The sequence below is a fragment of the Pedobacter nutrimenti genome (genome assembly GCF_032678445.1).
Taxonomy (GTDB): domain Bacteria; phylum Bacteroidota; class Bacteroidia; order Sphingobacteriales; family Sphingobacteriaceae; genus Pedobacter; species Pedobacter nutrimenti_A.
On sequence record NZ_JAVTSQ010000004.1, the window covers coordinates 387,893 to 407,660 of the forward strand.

A 19,768-nucleotide genomic window follows, 5' to 3' on the forward strand; every position below is an offset into this window, starting at 1 on the left:
CATTGATACAAATAAAAATATCAATCCAAATCAATAATTATAAACAGATGAAAAAGTTAGTTTTATATATATATGCACTGGTTCTGTTTTCAGTTCTAGGTGCGGGATGTAAAAAGAGTTTCCTGGATGAGAATTTAAAATCAGCCTATGCTCCTGAGAATACACTGGTTGATCCGCTTGGCTTCGAGGCAGCAATTGCAGGTTTGCAAAATACAGTTCGCGATCAGTATGAAGGTGACCAGGGAATTATTGCAACCATGGCATCAGGAACTGATATCGCCAGAAATGGGCAAGCAACTTCAGCAATGGTTCCTTATGAAAGTTATGGGCAACTCAATTCGCAGGATGTAGCCTCAGCAGGATTCTGGCGCTGGGGATATAAAACGGTCAATTCGGCTAATCAGATTATCGACGCTATCGAATCTGGCAGCACAACTTTAACACCGGATCAAAAAAACGGTTATATTGCCGAAGCTAAATTCTTCAGGGCTTATGCTTATAATTTTATGTCCAGCTTATATGGTGGGATACCATTGGTAAAGCATTCACTTACCGCACCTAAAACAGACTTTGTACGTGCACCTGCAGATTCGGTATTGAATTTTATCATTGCTGATTTAAACTATGCTGCAGTGAACCTTCCGGATTTTTCTAAATTAAAAGCACAGGGGCGTATCAATAAATCTGCTGCTTCGCAATTGTTAGCTTTAGTTTATCTTAGAGCAAATAAACCGGATCTGGCAGAGGCTGAAGCTAAAAAGGTTATTGCTAATGGAGCACTTCGGTTAATAAATACACGTTATGGGATAAAAAAGGATCAGCCAGGTGATCCGTTTTCAGATATGTTCATTTATGGAAATATGAGAAGAAACCAGGGAAATGCAGAAGCCATTTGGGTTATTGAGCAAAATTATAATATCCCTGGTGGGTTTAGCCCAACAGATCAGCGTAGGAGATGCTGGGTCCCTTTCTATGTGAATATCCCAGGAATGCTGATTGCAGATTCTTTAGGCGGAAGAGGTATAGGGCGGATCAGACCTACCAACTGGTGGACCTATGATTTGTATAAAAAGAATGATATGCGTAATTCTGGATTCAATATTCACCGCAAATTCTATTATAATGATCCAACGTCTCCTAAATACGGAAAACAGGTAGTTGTTACTGGTTTTGATACCATTCAGAATATTTATGCGCATACCACTAAATGGAATTATTATACCGATCAGGAGCCTTTTGGAACGATTACCTATAAAGATCGCATCCAAATGCGTTTAGGTGAGACTTATCTGCTTCTTGCAGAAGCACAATTTAAACAGGGTAAGTTATCTGAGGCCGCGACGAGTATAAATGTATTGCGTACAAGGGCGAATGCAGATTTGGTACAGGCTGGTGACATCACAATGGATCTTATTTTAGATGAAAGAGCAAGGGAACTTACCGCTGAAGAGGACCGTCGGGTTACCCTAATGCGTACTGGTACTTTATTTGACCGGGTGCAAAAATACAATCCTACTTCAGCAGGTTCTATTAAGGCATTTAATCAATTATTGCCTATCCCACAGGCAGAAATAGATTTGAATAAAGACGCAAAACTGGACCAGAACACTGGTTATTAAAAAGAGAAGAAATTATGAAGAACAGAAAGTTATTCCTGATTCTGATAAGCGCCATATTGTGTAGCCAATTTTGCCAGGCACAGCAGGTTGAACATCAACAGGCAGCAATTTCATTGAAACACGGTGCGCATCGCATTGGAAAAAGAACCGACGAGGTGATGCAGAAATGGAGGGGTTATGGTCTTGGGCAGTTTATCCATTGGGGCTTGTACGCTATACCTGGTGGCGAATGGAATGGCAAACAATACGATGGTGCTGCGGAATGGATCAGATCCTGGAATGGCATCCCGAAATCGACTTATGACTCTTTGATTTATAAGTTTAATCCAGTTAACTTCAATCCTGAAGAATGGGCTGGGATAGCGAAGAATATGGGCGCTAAATATGTGACCATAACCACTAAACACCATGATGGATTCTGCTTATGGCCTAGTAAATATACGTCTTATACTGTAGCAAAGTCTCCATGGAAGAAGGATGTAATCGGGCCGCTGGTAGATGCCTACAATAAGGCGGGGATAGATGTGATCTTGTATTTTTCTATCATGGACTGGAACCATCCGGGCTGGAGATATGATATCAAAACCAAGTCTGATAGTATTGCCTTTGAAGGCTTTAAGAAATTTACCCGAAACCAATTAATTGAATTGCTGACCAGGTATCCTACAGCTAAAGGACTTTGGTTCGATGGGACCTGGGATAAATCCTGGGTAAAACAGGCTGAATTTGCCGATGAACTGGAAACTGAAATGCGTAAACTGCGTCCGGGATTGATTATTGGCAGCCGCTTTAGAGCTGATGAATTTGGAAAACGTCATTTTGATTCTAATCATATGCTTATGGGGGATTATGAGCAAGGATGGGAACGTAAATTACCCAATAAAATAGAAGACGTGCATGGGAACGATTGGGATTGCGTAATGACGGTTCCGGAAAATCAATGGGGCTATAACAAGGCCTGGAAAGGACATATTAAGACCAGTAACGAGTTGATTGAAATGACGGCCAAAGCTGTGTCCCTGGGCGGGAATTTTGTGTTGAATTTTGGCCCTAAAGGGGATGGATCAATCCGTGAAGAAGAGAAAAAACTGGCTGCTGAAATAGGGGACTGGATGAAGGTAAACAACGAGGCAATCTATAACTGTGAATATGCAGGACTGGAAAAACAAGACTGGGGGTACTTTACTAAAAGCAGAAATACAAATAAAGTTTATATGATCGTGTTTAATGTTCCGGTATCTGGAAGTCTACTAGTTAAACAAGGAGGTCACATGGGGATAACGCAGGGATATTTATTAGAGGGAAAAAAACAATTATCCATTGAAAAAATAGACGGCAGTACTTCTGCAATTCATATACCTACAGTGGGTCAAAAACAGCCTTTTGTTATTGTTCTGGAGACGGAGAAGGGCAGTGGTGCAAAAGAGGATATCAACAAACATATTTAAGATATTTTCAAACAGTAAAGTACTCCAGGAAAATTGCCTGGAGTACTTTACTGTTTTTTCTTAAAAGCCAAACCAGCCTTTCCTTTTGATCAGTAGTTCTTCAGGTATTTCCAGTCCCGCTGTTTTGGCTTCATCCAGATGCTGTTTTACTTTTTGTTTATCCATAAAACCTGTTTCATCCTGGTAAATCAAGGCCAGTTGTATATGTGCCTTCTCATACCCAAGATCTAATGAAAGTTTAAAGCTATCTATTGCTTTGATTACATTTTTGCTGGTCCCCAATCCATTTAAATAAAAAATGCCAAGATTGTACGCAGAAACATCAATACCTTCGTCAGCCGCCAGCTGGTAATACTTCAGTGCTTTTTCGTAATCCCCTTTTAAATCATACAGATAACCCAACCAGTTGTTTCTGGGTTCGCCCAGATCTGCAGCGGCCTGATAGTATTGAAGCGCCTTCTCGTAATCATATGGAAGCTCCAGATCATCGGTATACAAGTCGCCAAGGTTGTTATTGGCTATTGCCAGTTGTGCTTCAGCGGCTTTATTTAGCCAGAATAATGACTTTTCTATATCCACAGGGGTACCAATTCCACGCCTGTAACACATGCCCAGTCCGTTCATCGCATTTTCATTATCGGCCATGGCACTTTTATGATACCAATAAAAAGCTTTATCGTCATCAGTAAACCCCTTAGAATGATAATAAAGATGTGCAAGATTATTCATTGAAAGCGCATAACCTTTTTCAGCTGCAATGGTATCATAGTAGACTGATTTTGCATAATCTTCGGTATTGTAGGCGGCTGTAGCCAGAACACACAGGTCGTGGGCAGAGCTCAGTTCGTCCGCCACTTGTTCATCATGCCTGCTCATCCCTTTTCCATAGGCTAAAAGTCTCTTCCTGGATTCGTACTCAAAATAATAAGCATAATCCTCACTGGCATGCTCCAGTGCAGCTGACTTATTTGTAGGGGTAATTGCAGTTGCACCAACAGAATAGACCTGATCTCCTTTAAAAGCATAGGCAAAGCCATCTTCATTCGGTTTCTGAACAACCAGATCAAATTCAAAATCACTTATATCATTGGTTGCAGCATTAAAGATATTCCACATTTGTTTTTTTTGCAGGGTAAAAACAGTTTCATGCAGCCAAAGGATTTGCTGATAGTCATCAAGGGGGATTAACCAGGATGGATTTTGTGGATTGCCATCATAAATACCTTTTTTATTTGTCTGATGAATCAGAGCAATGTCACTTATTTCATCGTTAACTCTGGCACGAATATCCAAAATTGCATCATAATTACAGGGCAGTATATAACATTCCTTTTCTCTGCTAATGAGGCCATGTTTTTTGTCTTTTCTAATGACAAGCAGATCGTTGAAATTTGTTTGTCTATTGATTTTTTCAAATCCACTATCCAGCAGGGTTCCATCTTTTTTGTATAGCAAACCCAAGTTTGGGCCTCTATCGGGTTTAATCAACAGCAGTCCATTATCAAGATTTTCTATGGAATCAATTGGGAATTCGCCCAGGTACTTAAAAAACTTATTGTAAATTTTTTGGGTTTTCTGTCCACTAATGTTGGTATGGTAAAAGCCATATCCAGCTTCAATGGCCTCTGTGTGTTCAAAATCAATCATAACCTTCCCCGAAGAGTCAATGACACCCCAGAAAGATTCTTTTTTTGCATTGAAGAAATTTCTATCACCAACAGTTTCCAGTTCGTCATAAACAAACGGAGTGATGTGATCACCTTTTGTATTGATCAATCCTGTTTTTTGTTGCAATGCAGCCACCGCGACACCTGAATATTCGAAATCATACGCGTCATCCCAGACCAGTGGGATTGCTATTCTTCCAGTAGTATCCACATATCCGTACTTTCCATCTCTTGATACTACTGCCAGGTCTGATGCCCCAAAACCATAAAATTCATCAAACTGGGGCTGCAGTAAAATACGGCCATCCCTAGCTTTTAACCCCCAAAGGTTATTTTCTTCAAATATTTCATAAGAAAGATCCTCTTCAACATCTACCCAAATACATGACCAGCCGTAATTGTAACTTTCATAATTTAACAGGTCCGGAAAAGAGGTAAAAGCGGGACTAACATCCTTAAGGTTTTTATATTTTAAAAGACTGATATCCCCGGCCTCCATTGCTTGTGTAATAACCAGGTTGTTGTGGGCAATGTTAGCCAGCCAAAGCCCTGCCTGTTCTTCATGGGGCGTATCCTCCATGTTTAAAACATCCCAGATGTCCAAATGAAAATAGGCACCAGTAAGCCTATCCAGGTAATTGAACAGCTTATCGCGAGCATCTTTAAATTTATCTATGTCTGTGATCAGACCAGGCTGGTCTTCCAGAAACTTATAAAACCGCTGTAGGTTTTCAATCCCAGGCCTGGAATCATAGTATAATCCAGAATCATTAAATTCAACATGATTGTTGTAATTGTTCCCTGATACGAAGCCTCCTTCTATAAGCAATGGTTGGAGCATGAGTGGCATTTCATACCCCCATTCCATCATCATCTTATCGTTATTTTCAGCAATTGAGGGTGTACTGATATTGTATAGATAGGTACGGTGTGACATTTAATTTCTATTTTATGGGGTAGTGGTTACACTTACCCAGCAGTTCAATCCATTTTTGCCAACTTTTCTTCTTGTCTAGCTAACGATATCAGTAACATCCTGATCAGCATTAGGATGTTACTGATATCTTTCTTCTTCTTCTTCTGCTTTGAAAGAGTGATAAATAGACAACGCATGACCTCGACCCAACTTGAAATCTTCCTTTAACCAAATCATCACTTCGCCAGCTTTCACATCTGGTTTTAGGTTTCCATTAATAACAAAACCTTTCTTTTCTGCCAATTTTTTAAAATCAGCTGGGGTTTTACCCGTCTTTTTTTTGATATTTTCATAGTAGGCCTGTAAATTGATCATATTCATCTTATTGTATTTTTAGATTTGTCTTACAAGTTTATTTCATTGAAATCACAATTTACTTTATGTAATGGAAAATGTTCAAGAAATGATAGAATAATTTGTTTGAGTCATTAACTTCTTGAACATCCGTAAAAAATCGCTACCATTTTGTAGCAGATTATCCTTTCTGCGTTAAAGAAAACCAATTTCCTGAGTCGTCTTTAAAAACAGCAGCTACACCATAGGATTCTTCTTTAGGCGGTTTTGCAAATTCAACTCCTTTGCTTTTTAATTCTTCGTAAGTTGCGTAAATGTCGTTGCATTCAAATCCTCCATGTCCAAATGTCCCTTTTTTTATAAGTTCGGTAACTGCTTTTACCGCTTCCTTTGTGAACATTTCGTTCTCGGCAACAAGAAGTAATGAAATTTCAATTTCGGGCTGGTCTGGTGGTGTAACAGTTAGCCATCTGTTGTCATTTCCCAGCGGGGCATCTGTATGAACTTTGAAGCCCAATTTGTTTACATAAAAATCATAAGCACTAGCCTGGTTTAATACGTACACAGTTGCGAAAGTTAATTTCCTAATCATAGTTTTTGTTTTATTGTGAATGATAAAGCAAAGGTGGTTAATGAATTCCTGGGCGGCTATCTCAAAATTGCTATTTTTCGTCCCAGCCGAATTGGTAAGCAAAACAAATAGGAACAAACTTTAACGGGGTCTTTAAGGTTTGAATGTTCTTTTGTTGCTGTGCTTCTAAAAAAGCAGAAGGCGTTGTGCCAACAGCGCGTTTAAAAAGGCTGCCGAATGCGCTTATTGTTTCAAATCCCACCGCATAGCAAACTTCAGAAACGGGTTTGTTTGTCTGTAACATCAGTATCGCATTATCAATTCTAACAGACGTTAAATATTGGTGAGGTGTTTTACCATATATTTTTTTAAAAAGCCTTATAAAATGGAATTTTGAAAAATAGGCTTCATCTGATATGTTGTCAATATCAATTTTATCGGAGTAGTTGTTATCGATGAAAGCCTTAGCTTGAACAACGCGCTTATATAAATAGTCTTTGGGATATTGGTTAGCTGTCATTTCAGAATATTGATTTCCACTTTTGTCTAATTAAAAATACCCACTATTTTGTCCATACTTTGTTCTAAACCAATTTGCGCAAAATTGCTGATAGAACCAAATTCTGCAAATTCTGTAACGGTCATTTCTGTTTTATCATAGGCAATTTCCTTAAAAGTTACAATTGTTCTAATATCTATAGGAAAGTCGGCAGGCATACCTACTTCTGTTGGATCAATTTTATTGCCTCCTTCATTACATAAGCTTTGAATAAACTCGATTGTTTCAAAGGGAAGGATTTTTATATACTCCCAAACAGAATAAAACATCTGTCCGCCCATTTCCTTTGGCGCTCGCATACTTACAATTGATTTCCCGCCAATACGAAAATCAATTTTCGCCAGAGGCGATGTGAAATGTTTTGGACCCCACCAACGCTTAACCAATTCTGGGTCTACCCAAACTTGCCAAACCGTTTCAGGAGGGGCATTAAATATCCTGGTAACTTCTATCTGCTTTGCCATTTTTATGCTTAATTTAAATCACCTTAAGCATTATTTAATGCTTCGATATCGAACTTTTTCATTTTCATAAATGCCTGTACAACACGTTGCCCTTTTTCAGGATCTGACATTAATTCGCCTAAAATGGCCGGGACCACCTGCCAGGATAACCCAAACTTGTCTTTACACCAACCGCATTGACTTTCCTGGCCACCGTCTGCAATAAGTTTATACCAATAATGATCTATTTCTGCCTGATCTTTACAGGGAATAACGAAAGAAACAGCTTCATTAAATTTAAACATATCGCCCCCGTTTAGCCCCATAAAAAATTGTCCATTCAGTTCAAAATTAACCACCATTCCTGAATCATTAACTATTTTTGAATTGGGAAAAATGGTGCAGTAAAAATCTGCTGCAGCCCTGGCCTGACCATCAAACCATAAGCAAGGATACATTTGTTTATTCATCTCATTTGTTTTTTAATTGTATTGAATTATTTTTCTTAGTCTGTTTTTTTGTTTTGCATTTCCTTCAGTAAGTCATCGATAGCGTCAAACCTATCCTCCCACATTTTACGATAAGGCTCTAACCATTCTGCTATTTCTTTCATCTTTTTTGGATTGAAGTGGTAAAAAATTTCTCTGCCGGATTGTACTTGATTCAATAATTCACATTCAGTCAGGATCTGAATGTGCTTTGATATCGTTTGTCGCGACGAGTTAAATTTTTCAGCAATTGTTCCGGGTGTCATAGCCTGTAAAAGCACTAACCCCAATATTGCCCTGCGGGTTGGGTCGGCTATAGCCTGAAATACATCTCTACGGGTTTCCATTATTTTTATGCAGTTACTTGACTGCAAATATAAGTGCAGTTATTTAACTGCGCAAGTTTATTTTAACTTTTTATAAAACTCCAGGTGGTGTTTACAAAAGAGTTATCTTACACTTTCTAACTTATTGTTTGCTGAAGAGAACGCCAAAGGGAAAAAAGCACCGTCTCGTTTGAGCATACGTAGAAATGGAGTGGTTGGATGGCTGCCAACTATAAGGCGGTAACTATAAAAGAATGGAGGAGAATGCCGTTGCACCTGATTTTAATTTAATAAATTAAAGCTCTGAGAAGAGCCTGAATCATCATCAGGCTCTTTTTCTAAATTACATCAAAGAGAAAGCTTGACCTCGTCCCATACGATCAGTTCTTCTTCAATATCAACGTTTGTTTTCAGGCTTAGCAATCCAATTTTGGTATTCATTAGTTCCTAAATACACAGGATTTTGAGGAGTAAGTGTTGTCTTTTCAAGTACTACACCTGAATATGGCGCATTAATATCAGTTTCAACCTCCAAACTCTTTCCTGTTGATGAGATATATTGCTTTATCCACTCATCAATTCTGAATCGTTCAGGGCCGCCAATTTCCAAAATCTTATTTGCGGGTTTTTCTATGGCTACTTTTGCAAGAAATGTTGCAACATCAACACTCGCAATGGGTTGAATAAATGCATCCGAAAGTTTAACTTTTCCTTCGGATGTGCTCATTGCAGCAATACCGCCTGCAAACTCAAAAAATTGTGTTGCATGTACAATAGTAAAGGGAATACCAGATTCTTTAATTAAATTTTCTTGGACTTGCTTGGCACGAAAATATCCGCTGTCCTGTAGTTTATCCGTTCCGACAACTGACAAGGCAATGTGATGTTGTACCCCCGCTCTCTTTTCCGCAGGCAGTAGATTTTGATTTGATGTTTTGAAGAAATTCATTACAGGATCGTCATCGAATGATGGTGAGTTAGAAACATCGATGACAACATTCGCATTTTTAATGGCTTCTTCAAGACCTTCTCCCGTGATAGTATTTACTCCTGTATTAGGCGAGGCAGCAATTACTTCGTGTTTATTTTTTAACATGTTTGCCACTTGGCTACCGATAAGTCCAGTACCCCCAATAATTACAATTTTCATTTGATTTCTGTTTTAGTTATTAATGAAGCAAAATTGAGGATTAAAAAAAAGTATAATCTTAAACCAGTTTAAGATTTTGCAACGGGACTATTTCCAATGGTAGATACCATGAGGTGGTCAAAGAATCCTGTCTTGCACTTAATTAAATGTATCTTACCAAAAATTGAGTTTAAGATGTCGAACGCTTTTTCGCTTTTATCTCGCTTAGATACTCAGGGGTCATATTAAGATAGGATGCAAGGATATGTTGAGGAACTCTTCGGGTAAATTCAGGGAATTTATTATTAAAAAGATGATAAAGTTGCTCACTGGAAAGAGTATGTAAATATTTAGAGCGATGTTGGGTTGCTGCATAAGCTCTTTGGTAAATTAGTCTGAAATAGTGTTCAAGTTGAGGGTATTTCTTGAGAAGTTTTTCCTGATTATTATAACTAATTGCTAGAACATCTGTTTTTTCAACCGCTTGTATAATAAATTCTGTTCGAGCTTGTTTTTCAAACGCGAGATAGTCAGTAATCCACCAGTCCTCAATCGCAAATTGAATAGTTTGTTCAATACCTTTATCGCAAATATAAAACATGCGCAGACACCCATTTTCTACAAAATAATGAAACTTGCATTGAGAATTGTTATGCGTTAAATTTTCCTTTTTTGCAAAAAGCAAGGGTTCGAAATATGATAAAATTACAGGCTCATCGTTAGGATCTATTTCAACATACTTTCTAAAATGGCTTATCAATTTTTTGGTCATAATCTTGTTGAAGTTTGAGGTTATAATCACCGTTAACTTTTGGAATATTTAAGACTTTGTAAGTATTATTTACAAAACTAATTTTAAAAAAACATATTCTTTGAATTTAAATTTGATTATTCATCTGACTTACAATTATCTAACCGATTCATCCAGTTTCAGGTTATTTATGGGCAGATATGACGATGCCTCGGAAGTTCTTACTGCAGATAGAGGCAAGGCGAAGTAGCGAACCGGCACCCGTTAAATCAACTCTAGCTTTGTAGCTTTAGCGATTAACATCGCCGTATTTTTCACTTCAAATTTTTCTAACAGGCTTTTGCGGTGTGTATTTACCGTTGGAACACTGATGAAGAGCTTTTCTGCGATCTCTGCATTGGTTAACCCTTCGGCAATTAACAACAGTACTTCTTTTTCCCTTCGGGTGATGAGGAACTGATTGGGCTCCGGTTTTCTCAAGGAGCTTAAAACTTCGAAACTATAGTATACTTTGCCTTTGAGTACGCTGTTTATGGCTTCCATTAGCTCTTCCTTTGTAGCATTTTTTAATACATAGCCTAAGGCGCCATTATCTATCATGTTTTTGATGATCGCCTGCTGGTTAAAGGTGCTAAGTCCAAGTATAGCCATGGCGGGATATAACTGTTTGACTTCTTTGCATAAATCTATTCCGCTTTTATCGGGGAGGTTTACATCCATTAATATTACATCTGGTTCATGAAGCTTAAGAAAACTCAGGCAGGATTCAGCATTGGTAGCATGCCCCATCCAATCCACGGTCTTTTCGTTTTGCAATAAAGATCGAATACCCTCTATCACCATATAATGGTCGTCTACTACAAAAATGCCTGTTTTCATTGCCTGCCCTTAAATTGTAATTTCTATCATAATAGAAGTCCCTTTTCCCAATGAAGACTGAATGTCAATCTTCCCTTTTAAAAATTCCACACGGTTTCGGATATTCAGCCAGCCCATGCCATTAGATTGCTTCAGCAAGTTAGTGTCAAAACCATTCCCATCATCTTCAACTGTAACCGCTAATAGTTTCTCCTGTGCGGAGTGGTGTAACTGCACCAATACATTTTTGGCATTGGCATGTTTAATGGTGTTGTTCAGGAGCTCCTGTATAATACGATAAATAGTAATTGAAGTTGTTTGTGGTATATCTGCTTGATGCATGCCTACTGATTGGTAATTTACATGCAGCACAGCACCACGATCCATCTCTGCACAGAACTCCTTTAGAGCAGTATCCAACCCATATTTCACCAGTATTTCGGGCATCATGTTGTGCGCCACACGTCGCATTTCCCGAATAGAGCTGTCCAGCATATCGATACTGCGCTCAAAAGCATGGGCATTGTCTGGGGTCATTATTAAATTCTCTTTGATGTTCCCTAATGAAAATTTTATACCACTCAGCATCCCACCCAATCCATCATGCAAATCTTTGGCCAGTCGGGTGCGCTCTTGTTCTTCACCTTTCAGTACAGCTTCGGTGGCAGCAAGCTGTTTTTCAGTCTCCAGCTCGTTAATCCTTGCCTGTTGCAGTTTTTGCCGGTGCTTGTAGTTTCGGTAAATCAGAATGGAAATAACCAGCAAGGCGAGCAGACTGCCAATGAGTATATAATTGAGGGTGTTTTTTTGACGGATAGATAGTTTCTGAATTTTTTGTGTTGCTTTTAATTGATTAATCTCCTGTTCTTTATTGGCAACACGAAAACGAACTTCCATCATGGATGCTTTTTCTTTGATTTCATTTGATTGTAAACTGTCTGAAACCGTGCGAAAGCGCTTTTCATATTCATAAGCTTTTCTGTAATCACCTAAGCGGCTGTACCATGTCGAGTAGTAATCCAGTGCAGATGCCCTGTTGTCATCAAGTCCGTTCTCTTTGGCTAGCTGGTATAACTTGTCAATATTTGCCTTGGCATCCTTTTGTTTTAGATCAAGTTGAAAGTTGATAATGAGATCAAGCGCCTTGCCCTGCTGTGAAACGTCTTGATTTTGCAGCGCATATGCGTAAGATTTTTGATAGTAGTCAATCGCTTTTAGAGTGTCCTTTTTATAATAAGCCTCTATCTCAGCTTTATTATAGTAGTAGGCATGGAAGCTTTTTGAATTTTGCAGATGCTCTACAATGGGCCAGGCCACGCGTAATAAAGAATCAGCGGCTTTGTAGTTGTCCATATTCGTATAGGCAGTTGCCAGATTCATCATACTTGTTGCCAATAGTCTTTTGTCACCAACAGTTTTCGCTGTGCTAACCGCTAACCGCGAGTATTCGATGGCTTTCTTGTGGTCAGATAAGGACATAAAACAATTGCTGATATTGCTATAGATAGTGGCAAGTAATTTATGGTGTAATTGCCTGAAGATTTTTCCTGCCTGAAAATAATCTTTCAGGGCATTTTCATAATCGCCGATATTGTAATATAGATTACCACGGTTGCTAGAGATATGTCCCATATTGGTGCGCATATTTTCTGCTGTATCGCCTTTAGTCACCAGCGTTGCTGAATCGGCATAGTTTAAGGAGCGCTCAATCTCTCCGCGGTTTTTATAATAGGATAGGCTCAGAATATAAGCCGTACTTAATCCCCATTTGAAATTGATTTTACGGCTTAAAAAAATCATTTCTCTTATATAGGGCTCAAAATCTGAAGTATTATTATTCAGATTGGCTTTCATGTATTCGTATAAGGCCTCTATTTTCAAGCTATCGGTAGCAGCTTTACTGATATTGTTGCGCAGGCTATCGTTCTTTGTCAGTGGCTGTGCCCTCCCGTTACTGGAAAAAATAGCCAGCGCCACAATCAAGATCAGCAACAATTTTCTCATACCCTAATTTACATTTTTATACCATGCAAATTAAATATTGCATGATCACATTTTCTATCCTCTTTTTTAATGATTTTTTAAGAATCTGCCTGTGAAAATCATCTTTTTTAATGATTGAGTGGCTTTGGTAAGCTATCTACTTTTAGGGTATAAAAAAATGAAATCATGAGAAATTTAAAATTCCTGCCGTTTGTTTTGATGTTATGCAGTACACTAATTATTTCTTGCGCCAAGATTAAGGATAATGCAACCTTACCGGCAGCAGATTTTTCTGCAAGTGTTACCAATATTAAAACAGATTCGGTGACCAGCTTTACAGATTTATCTACCGGCAATCCTACATCGTGGTCGTGGAGCTTTGCCGGAGGTACACCGTCTTCTTCTACTTTACAAAATCCGGTCAATATTCAATACCACGCTGCGGGAACATACAATGTAACGCTTACTGTAACAAATGCGGACGGCAGCAATACCAAAACAAAAACCGGCTATATTGTAGTAATAGGTGTAGCACCGCAGTTGCCTATGGTAAGCACGGTAACCATCAGCAGCATTGCCAATACCACAGCCGTTTCAGGCGGCACGGTTAGCAGCGCAGGCAACAGCGTCGTCACTGCAAGAGGTGTGTGTTGGAGTACAAGCAGCAATCCTACTATCGTCAATAATAAAACAACAGACAGTAACGGCACTGGCAGTTTTACAAGCAACCTTACAGGCCTAAACAGCAATACTACTTACTATGTACGGGCATATGCAACGAACAGCATTGGTACAGCTTATGGCAACGAAATAAGTTTTACCACAACAGGCTTGGCTAATTGTGGAACAGTTACCGATGTGGACGGTAACGTGTATCATACCGTTACTATCGGTACACAATGCTGGATGGTGGAGAACCTGAAAACTGCGCATTACCGAAACGGAGCTGAGATACTAACTGCTCCTGATTCCCAAACATGGGATGCCTTTACAAAAGGAGCCTATTGTTACTATAACAATGACAGTAAAAATAATAATCCTTATGGTAAACTGTATAATTGGTATGCCGTGAACAACAGCGACAATATAGCACCTGCAGGATGGCATGTACCTACAAAGGATGAATGGATAACATTGATAACATTCTTAAATGGCAAATACTCAGCAGGTGGCCCCTTAAAAGACTTACTTTATTGGAGTACGCCCAATGTGGGTGCAACCAACAGCAGCGGGTTTTCGGCTCTTCCGGGTGGATACCGTTTCGCGCATGGGAACTTTGATAACTTGTCTTTGATTGGCTATTACTGGGCTTCTACAGAGGATAGTGGAGTATCTGGTGGAGTAGCCGGCGATGAAATTCGATTGTATCACTCATATATAGAAGTTGATATCTCATCTGGATTTAAATATAATGGCTATTCAGTTCGCTGTGTAAAAGATTGATGTTATTATTATTAATGTATAACTGCTGACATTTTGAAATGATTTTTCAGAAATGACAAACTTAAAAAGATGAAACCTATAAAAAACATACTCCTGTTTAACCTGCTATTGATGGTAAGTTATACTTGTTTTGCCCAAAAGCAGGCTTTTGACGTAATAAACTATACCATGCCCAACGGTTGGGATAAAACAGAAATGGAGAAAGGCATACAACTATCTACTAAAAACGATGGCAAAGGAAACTATGCAACTGCACAAAACAACAATACAGGGCCAGTTCAAAAATCTGTTAATGAAAACCCGGCATCACCAGCAAACTATACACGTGCTTCGGGCACCAAAAATATGTATTCAATTACAGTTCCGCCTACATGGAGTTTAAACACCGGAGGTAATAGCTTAACCTTGGAAAAAAACACCAATACAGGAAAAAGAATTATTGAGTTTATGAGTATGGTAAAATCATCAGGCAATTTAGAAAAAGATATGGAACATATTTTCTTTGAAGTTTTTGATGGATGGAGCCTGTATAACGGCCCCAATAACCTTTTATTTGAAAAGGGCGATCATGAAAAAGGGTTTACCTGCCAGGGCCTGCCTTATTATAGGTTAAGCAATAGCATAAGAAAAACCGGATCTGGTAATGGCGATGTTATAAAAAGCTTCGTCATACTTATACAGGTAGGGCCAAACGTAGCCATTATCAATTCGGCTGATAATATGTTTAGTAGCGAAACTGAAATGGCTTTAAATTTTCTTTTGTTCAATTTAAAAATAAATGGTATTGCCGAAAAAAATGAGGATTATAAAAAACAGCTAACAGGTACCTGGGCTTCAAGCAGCGGGTTATATGGCAATAGTTTAAGCGCTGTTACCAGTTACACTGCAGAGGGGAAATATTATGCGTTAATACAATCTGCTTACACGGTGGGTTATGACTATTATAATGACTTGATTAAGAAAAAGCAATTTAAAAACGAGGGTGCATTTGCCATAAAGGGAAATGTACTGGAAAGAAAAGCGAGTTCGGGGACAGCAACAAAATACTTCATCAGGTTTTATTCACGAAAATCTGGTAATAATGCGTGGCAGAATTTAATGGGTTTGTATGATTGTAATTATGATAAAAGCAGAATAGAAGCGGCTTTTCCTTTTCAAAAGATTTAATTAAACCTTTATCCCACATCATTCAATTATGAAGTACTTAATCGCAGTTGTGTTGATGCTTCTTAGCAGCATCTCGTTTGCCCAAAAGCCTAGCAAAGCGCAAATGGAAGCAGACAGAAAAAAAATGGCCGAAGCCCAGAAACAATTGGAGGCTAAAAAGGCAGCCATGAGCCCCGAGGCCAGAAAGAATTTTGAGGATATGATGGAAAAAATGGGTGCCAATAAAGCCATGCAAAATGCACAGCAGGGTTTAAACGATAATGCAAAAGGCAACATGAACGTAATGGTACGGAATACCGATCCGAATATTGTTCCCGATAAAATCTCTGAATTTAAAATTCCCGGCACACCCCAAACCAAGCCTCAGCTAACGGCTTATCTTACACCCATTTTTGCCGAAGCAGATAAACGGATAAAGCCTGAAAGTAAAAGCGCTGTAAAAAGTCTTTTGAACAAAGGCGAAAAAACCGGAAAGTATGCCATGATATTCTGGGCAAACAATGAATTGGACAAAGCACTGTATCTCTTGCTGAATGCCTGTATAACCAATCCAGACGATATGGTTTCCCTCAATAACCTAGGTAGCCTGCTCACCATTTCAGGTTACGCACATAAATCCCTTCCTGTATTATTGTATGCCCAAAAGTTGCTGCCTGGTAGTAGTACCGTTCTCAACAACACTGGTCAGGCTTTGCTTAGCCTGGGCAATGTAGATAAAGCAAAAGGGTTGTTGCTTTCTGCCGTAGCTAAAGATTCTACCAATTCCCAAGCCTACCGCTCGTTAGCATTGATTGCAAAGAAACAAGGCGATAAACCGCTGTGCGCTGGCTATCTTCAGAAGGCCATTGCACACGGTGGTGCGACCACCCAAAATATTAACCTTTTGCAACAGGTGTCACCCACAGCCGATAAATCAGCTATGTATAAGGCCATACGCAATAATTTTAAGCGCTTTTATAAAGATCACAGCATCACCAAACGCTTTGTCATTCCCCCAATACCTAATAGTTACGAAAATGCAGTTTCTGTCTATCCAGAAGTAAATGGCTTTTTCCGTAACCTGGATGCGACCATAAATGAAGCAAAAAAAACAGGTGCACAATTGCAAAAAGAGTACGGCAAACAACTGACGGATAACATGAGTAAACGGATGGCACAAGTGCAACAAATTGTGGCCAATGCCGGAAAACCCGGTGCTGCTAAAATGGTAAAGGATTTAAAAGCTGGCTTTACCAATCCATTTATGGCCCAGGCCAGTATTATGCTGAATGCCATTGATAACCCACAATACAGTGTGTCTTACATCAGCCGGATGAAAAAAGAAACGGCAAACACGAAACAAGGAATTGAAGAATTGAAGCAGGGATTGAAAACGGATTTTGATGATAAAATTGACGCCCTGGTCAAAGAGAAAAGTAAACTGGATGACGGAGAAGGCAAAGGAGCAGCAAACGATCGGGCTGTACAAATTGAAAAAGAACTCTGCGAACTAAAAACAGCAAGACAAAATAAATGGCTGGAAAAATCGGCTGAAATCAATAATCAATATATCCGTAATATGGAAGATCTGATGAACCAGCGTTTGCAGGAATATCTATTTTGGAATACGATTGTGATGCAGTCCATGCAAGATCCCACACCTGTAAACTATCAGGCTTATGCCGGCTACCTCAACGATCTAAACGGTTTCCGTTCGTTGTTTCCATTTTATGTAGATGGCGGTTTGTCAAAACCATGTGGCGATTATTTAAAACCAGATAACAATACAAAAGGAAAAATACAGCAATGGGAAAGAGAACATTGCGAAGTGGATTTTGGATTTGATGCCAAAGTGTTTGGCGGAAAGATGAACTGCGAAGGATTTTCAGTGTATGGCAGTATTCCGGCGGGCGAATTTAGTTACAGCAGAAGCTATGATCCGGTAACCTGGGAAACCACAGGGCATAGTTTTACTGCAAAGGCCGGAAAAGACAAAGAATTTGAGATTGGCAAGCTGGGCGGAAAAATTGGCGCATCTGTAGAAACCACTATCCAGTTTGATGGCAATATGAACCCTGTTGATTTGATCGTTACCGGATCGGCAGAAGCAGAAATAAAAGGACCGATGGGTGGCGGGGTCTCAGCAGATTTAGGTTCTGTAACGGTAAGTGTAAACAGTGGCTTTAATAGTTCAGGACCTGGATTTACACCCTTTGGTAGCAATTTCTTAAAATAGATTATATTCCAATGAAAAAAATAGTATTCATTAGCCTGTTACTTTATGGATTTACCGCACAGGCCCAACAAACCCAACAGGATTGCACTGCCGAAAGTGTACAAAAAGAACCGGGCAGGTTTTTGGATGCTCATATTGGTTATGCAACAGGCGGAGGCAAAGCGGGTTATTCTACAACCGAAATAGCCAACGCAAAAAAAATGATGACCGTGTTTGAAAATATTTGTAAGCCAAAGTTGCAATTTACCGGAGGACAGGCAAAAGCTAGTTTTGGATTAAATTCAAAATCATTTTATAATCAGGAGCAGGTGGGCAGCTATACCTACAACCTAGGTTTTCATCAATTTGTTTGTAACATACAAACACATAAACTGGCCATTGTTGATGAATACCAGGGCGTGCTCAGGGTAATTGCAAATCCGTCGTTTCAAACGGTGTTCCATTCCTTAGAGGGCAGAACTGAGGCCTATAAAATTCCCGCAAACAGCCAGAATATCAATGCCCCCTTTATTGCTGTATATAATTACTATGCTTTTATAGATAACAGGCTGGCGAATGCGATCAATAAAGGAAATGGTTTTATTGACCTGACTACTCAAGGAATAGGCGATCAACTGACCCAAAGCCAGGGAATGGTGCTTGAAAATAAACCCGGCAAAGGTTATGGCTGGAATGGCAGTAATGGCTTTGTGACAATGGGTGCCGTTAGTTTGATATACCGCCATGCCTTAATTACGCATACCGATATTCCTTTTTTTATTCCTGTAAGCCGAAAAAAATTCCTTATCGACTTGCTTGAATTTTATGACCGGGAAAAACCCGAGTTGGTGGCGAATATGCAGGATAGGATAAAGAACCTGGCTAAAACAATAATCGAATCGCAGAAAAATAACAGTAGTTATTTGCAGGATCAAAAAAACAGGCAGGCTGCACAGGAGCAAAGTGCAAAAGACATACTTACAATAAGTGAGCAGAAAAAACAAACTGTCACTAAGTTGCTGCAATCGAAAGATGAAAACTGGCTGAATCAGCAGGCTATTGTCCAAGGAGATAATAAGGCTTTTGCCGTTCCTAATAACCGCAACATCAATGCAAAAGAAATATATGGAAATTTTTACTTCACTGAATTTTATACCGGCACCGAAGGTTTAAAACTGTACCAGATCAACCCGGAGTACCTGAAAAAATATCCGCCTGGCGGCGCCAAGCCAGCTGTTATAGATGTGATGTATCGTTTCAGAACAGGCGAAAAGTTTTTAATGGGCATTAAAGAAACTTTTATCGATCAACTTAACCCAGACGAGTTTAGGAAACTGTTACAATAAGCCGAGGAAATTTGCGAAACGCCATAATCATTTCATCACTATTAAAATTCCAAAAATCATCTTTTTTAATGATTGACTTTCAAGTATTTCCAGACTAGGTTTATAAGAAAAAATTAAAACCATGAAAAAAGTAATTTTTATCGTTTTCCTCACTATAGGTGTAGGAGGGATAGCACAAGCGCAGTTTTTAAATAAACTTAAAGAAAAAGCAAAAATAGCTGCAGGAAATTCAGTCGACCGATCGACCGATAAAGTAGTGGATAAAACAGTAAATAAAACTACCGAGAATGCTACTGATAAGGCATTAAACAAAGTCGGAGAAAAACTGAATAATCTATTTAAAAAGAAAAATAAGAAACGTACAGATACTGTACCATCCTCAATTCCCGATTCAAATAAAACGGCTATCAAGCCCGAAAATCAAAATCAATAAATTATACCGTATAAACCCATACCATCCCTTCCGTCTTTTTTGAAGGATCAAGATTGTACAATTTATAGACGTT

The 19,768-nt window shown here is 39.0% G+C and carries 18 protein-coding genes; 7 read left to right on the top strand and 11 right to left on the bottom strand.

Going from position 1 to position 19,768, the window contains the following annotated elements; all coding sequences use genetic code 11:
- Positions 1 to 47: 47 nt before the first annotated feature.
- Positions 48 to 1,619 carry a RagB/SusD family nutrient uptake outer membrane protein gene (locus R2S08_RS09140; RefSeq protein WP_316834874.1) on the top strand — a complete coding sequence of 524 codons (1,572 nt, stop codon included), beginning with the start codon at positions 48 to 50 and terminating at the stop codon, positions 1,617 to 1,619.
- 14 nt (positions 1,620 to 1,633) lie between these two features.
- The gene (locus tag R2S08_RS09145; RefSeq protein ID WP_316834875.1) at positions 1,634 to 3,067 is read left to right on the top strand and encodes an alpha-L-fucosidase; all 1,434 of its coding nucleotides are present in this window, start codon (positions 1,634 to 1,636) and stop codon (positions 3,065 to 3,067) included.
- Between the two features lie 60 nt (positions 3,068 to 3,127).
- On the opposite strand, the gene R2S08_RS09150 is transcribed toward R2S08_RS09145, so the two are convergent.
- The 11 genes from R2S08_RS09150 to R2S08_RS09200 all read right to left on the bottom strand — a co-directional run bounded on the left by R2S08_RS09150 (position 3,128) and on the right by R2S08_RS09200 (position 13,133).
- A complete protein-coding gene (locus R2S08_RS09150) occupies positions 3,128 to 5,671 on the bottom strand; it encodes an SEL1-like repeat protein (RefSeq protein WP_316834876.1) in 2,544 nt (847 codons plus the stop codon).
- A 117-nt stretch (positions 5,672 to 5,788) separates the two neighbouring features.
- Complete coding sequence (locus tag R2S08_RS09155; protein WP_316834877.1) at positions 5,789 to 6,025, bottom strand: DUF4287 domain-containing protein; 237 nt, start codon at positions 6,023 to 6,025, stop codon at positions 5,789 to 5,791.
- Positions 6,026 to 6,185: 160 nt separating this feature from the next.
- A complete protein-coding gene (locus tag R2S08_RS09160) occupies positions 6,186 to 6,596 on the bottom strand; it encodes a VOC family protein (protein WP_316834878.1) in 411 nt (136 codons plus the stop codon).
- Positions 6,597 to 6,666: 70 nt separating this feature from the next.
- The gene (locus R2S08_RS09165; RefSeq protein ID WP_316834879.1) at positions 6,667 to 7,095 is read right to left on the bottom strand and encodes an AraC family transcriptional regulator; all 429 of its coding nucleotides are present in this window, start codon (positions 7,093 to 7,095) and stop codon (positions 6,667 to 6,669) included.
- Positions 7,096 to 7,121: 26 nt separating this feature from the next.
- Positions 7,122 to 7,598: an SRPBCC domain-containing protein gene (locus R2S08_RS09170; RefSeq protein ID WP_316834880.1), complete on the bottom strand. Its 477-nt coding sequence runs from the start codon at positions 7,596 to 7,598 to the stop codon at positions 7,122 to 7,124.
- Positions 7,599 to 7,621: 23 nt separating this feature from the next.
- Entirely contained in the window at positions 7,622 to 8,047 is a 426-nt protein-coding gene (locus R2S08_RS09175) for a VOC family protein (protein ID WP_316834881.1), read from the bottom strand.
- A gap of 35 nt (positions 8,048 to 8,082) precedes the next feature.
- Complete coding sequence (locus R2S08_RS09180) at positions 8,083 to 8,412, bottom strand: metalloregulator ArsR/SmtB family transcription factor (RefSeq protein WP_316834882.1); 330 nt, start codon at positions 8,410 to 8,412, stop codon at positions 8,083 to 8,085.
- Positions 8,413 to 8,788: 376 nt separating this feature from the next.
- Positions 8,789 to 9,541 carry an SDR family oxidoreductase gene (locus R2S08_RS09185; RefSeq protein ID WP_316834883.1) on the bottom strand — a complete coding sequence of 251 codons (753 nt, stop codon included), beginning with the start codon at positions 9,539 to 9,541 and terminating at the stop codon, positions 8,789 to 8,791.
- A 169-nt stretch (positions 9,542 to 9,710) separates the two neighbouring features.
- Complete coding sequence (locus tag R2S08_RS09190; RefSeq protein WP_316834885.1) at positions 9,711 to 10,292, bottom strand: Crp/Fnr family transcriptional regulator; 582 nt, start codon at positions 10,290 to 10,292, stop codon at positions 9,711 to 9,713.
- A 243-nt stretch (positions 10,293 to 10,535) separates the two neighbouring features.
- Entirely contained in the window at positions 10,536 to 11,150 is a 615-nt protein-coding gene (locus R2S08_RS09195) for a response regulator transcription factor (RefSeq protein ID WP_316834886.1), read from the bottom strand.
- A gap of 9 nt (positions 11,151 to 11,159) precedes the next feature.
- Positions 11,160 to 13,133: a sensor histidine kinase gene (locus tag R2S08_RS09200; RefSeq protein ID WP_316834887.1), complete on the bottom strand. Its 1,974-nt coding sequence runs from the start codon at positions 13,131 to 13,133 to the stop codon at positions 11,160 to 11,162.
- A gap of 165 nt (positions 13,134 to 13,298) precedes the next feature.
- On the opposite strand from R2S08_RS09200, the gene R2S08_RS09205 reads away from it, so the two are divergent.
- The 5 genes from R2S08_RS09205 to R2S08_RS09225 all read left to right on the top strand — a co-directional run bounded on the left by R2S08_RS09205 (position 13,299) and on the right by R2S08_RS09225 (position 19,695).
- Positions 13,299 to 14,555 carry an FISUMP domain-containing protein gene (locus R2S08_RS09205; protein ID WP_316834888.1) on the top strand — a complete coding sequence of 419 codons (1,257 nt, stop codon included), beginning with the start codon at positions 13,299 to 13,301 and terminating at the stop codon, positions 14,553 to 14,555.
- A gap of 69 nt (positions 14,556 to 14,624) precedes the next feature.
- A complete protein-coding gene (locus tag R2S08_RS09210; protein WP_316834889.1) occupies positions 14,625 to 15,722 on the top strand; it encodes a hypothetical protein in 1,098 nt (365 codons plus the stop codon).
- A 28-nt stretch (positions 15,723 to 15,750) separates the two neighbouring features.
- Positions 15,751 to 17,937: a hypothetical protein gene (locus R2S08_RS09215; RefSeq protein ID WP_316834890.1), complete on the top strand. Its 2,187-nt coding sequence runs from the start codon at positions 15,751 to 15,753 to the stop codon at positions 17,935 to 17,937.
- An 11-nt stretch (positions 17,938 to 17,948) separates the two neighbouring features.
- The gene (locus tag R2S08_RS09220; RefSeq protein WP_316834891.1) at positions 17,949 to 19,262 is read left to right on the top strand and encodes a hypothetical protein; all 1,314 of its coding nucleotides are present in this window, start codon (positions 17,949 to 17,951) and stop codon (positions 19,260 to 19,262) included.
- A 121-nt stretch (positions 19,263 to 19,383) separates the two neighbouring features.
- Entirely contained in the window at positions 19,384 to 19,695 is a 312-nt protein-coding gene (locus R2S08_RS09225; protein ID WP_316834892.1) for a hypothetical protein, read from the top strand.
- Positions 19,696 to 19,768 lie beyond the last annotated feature (73 nt).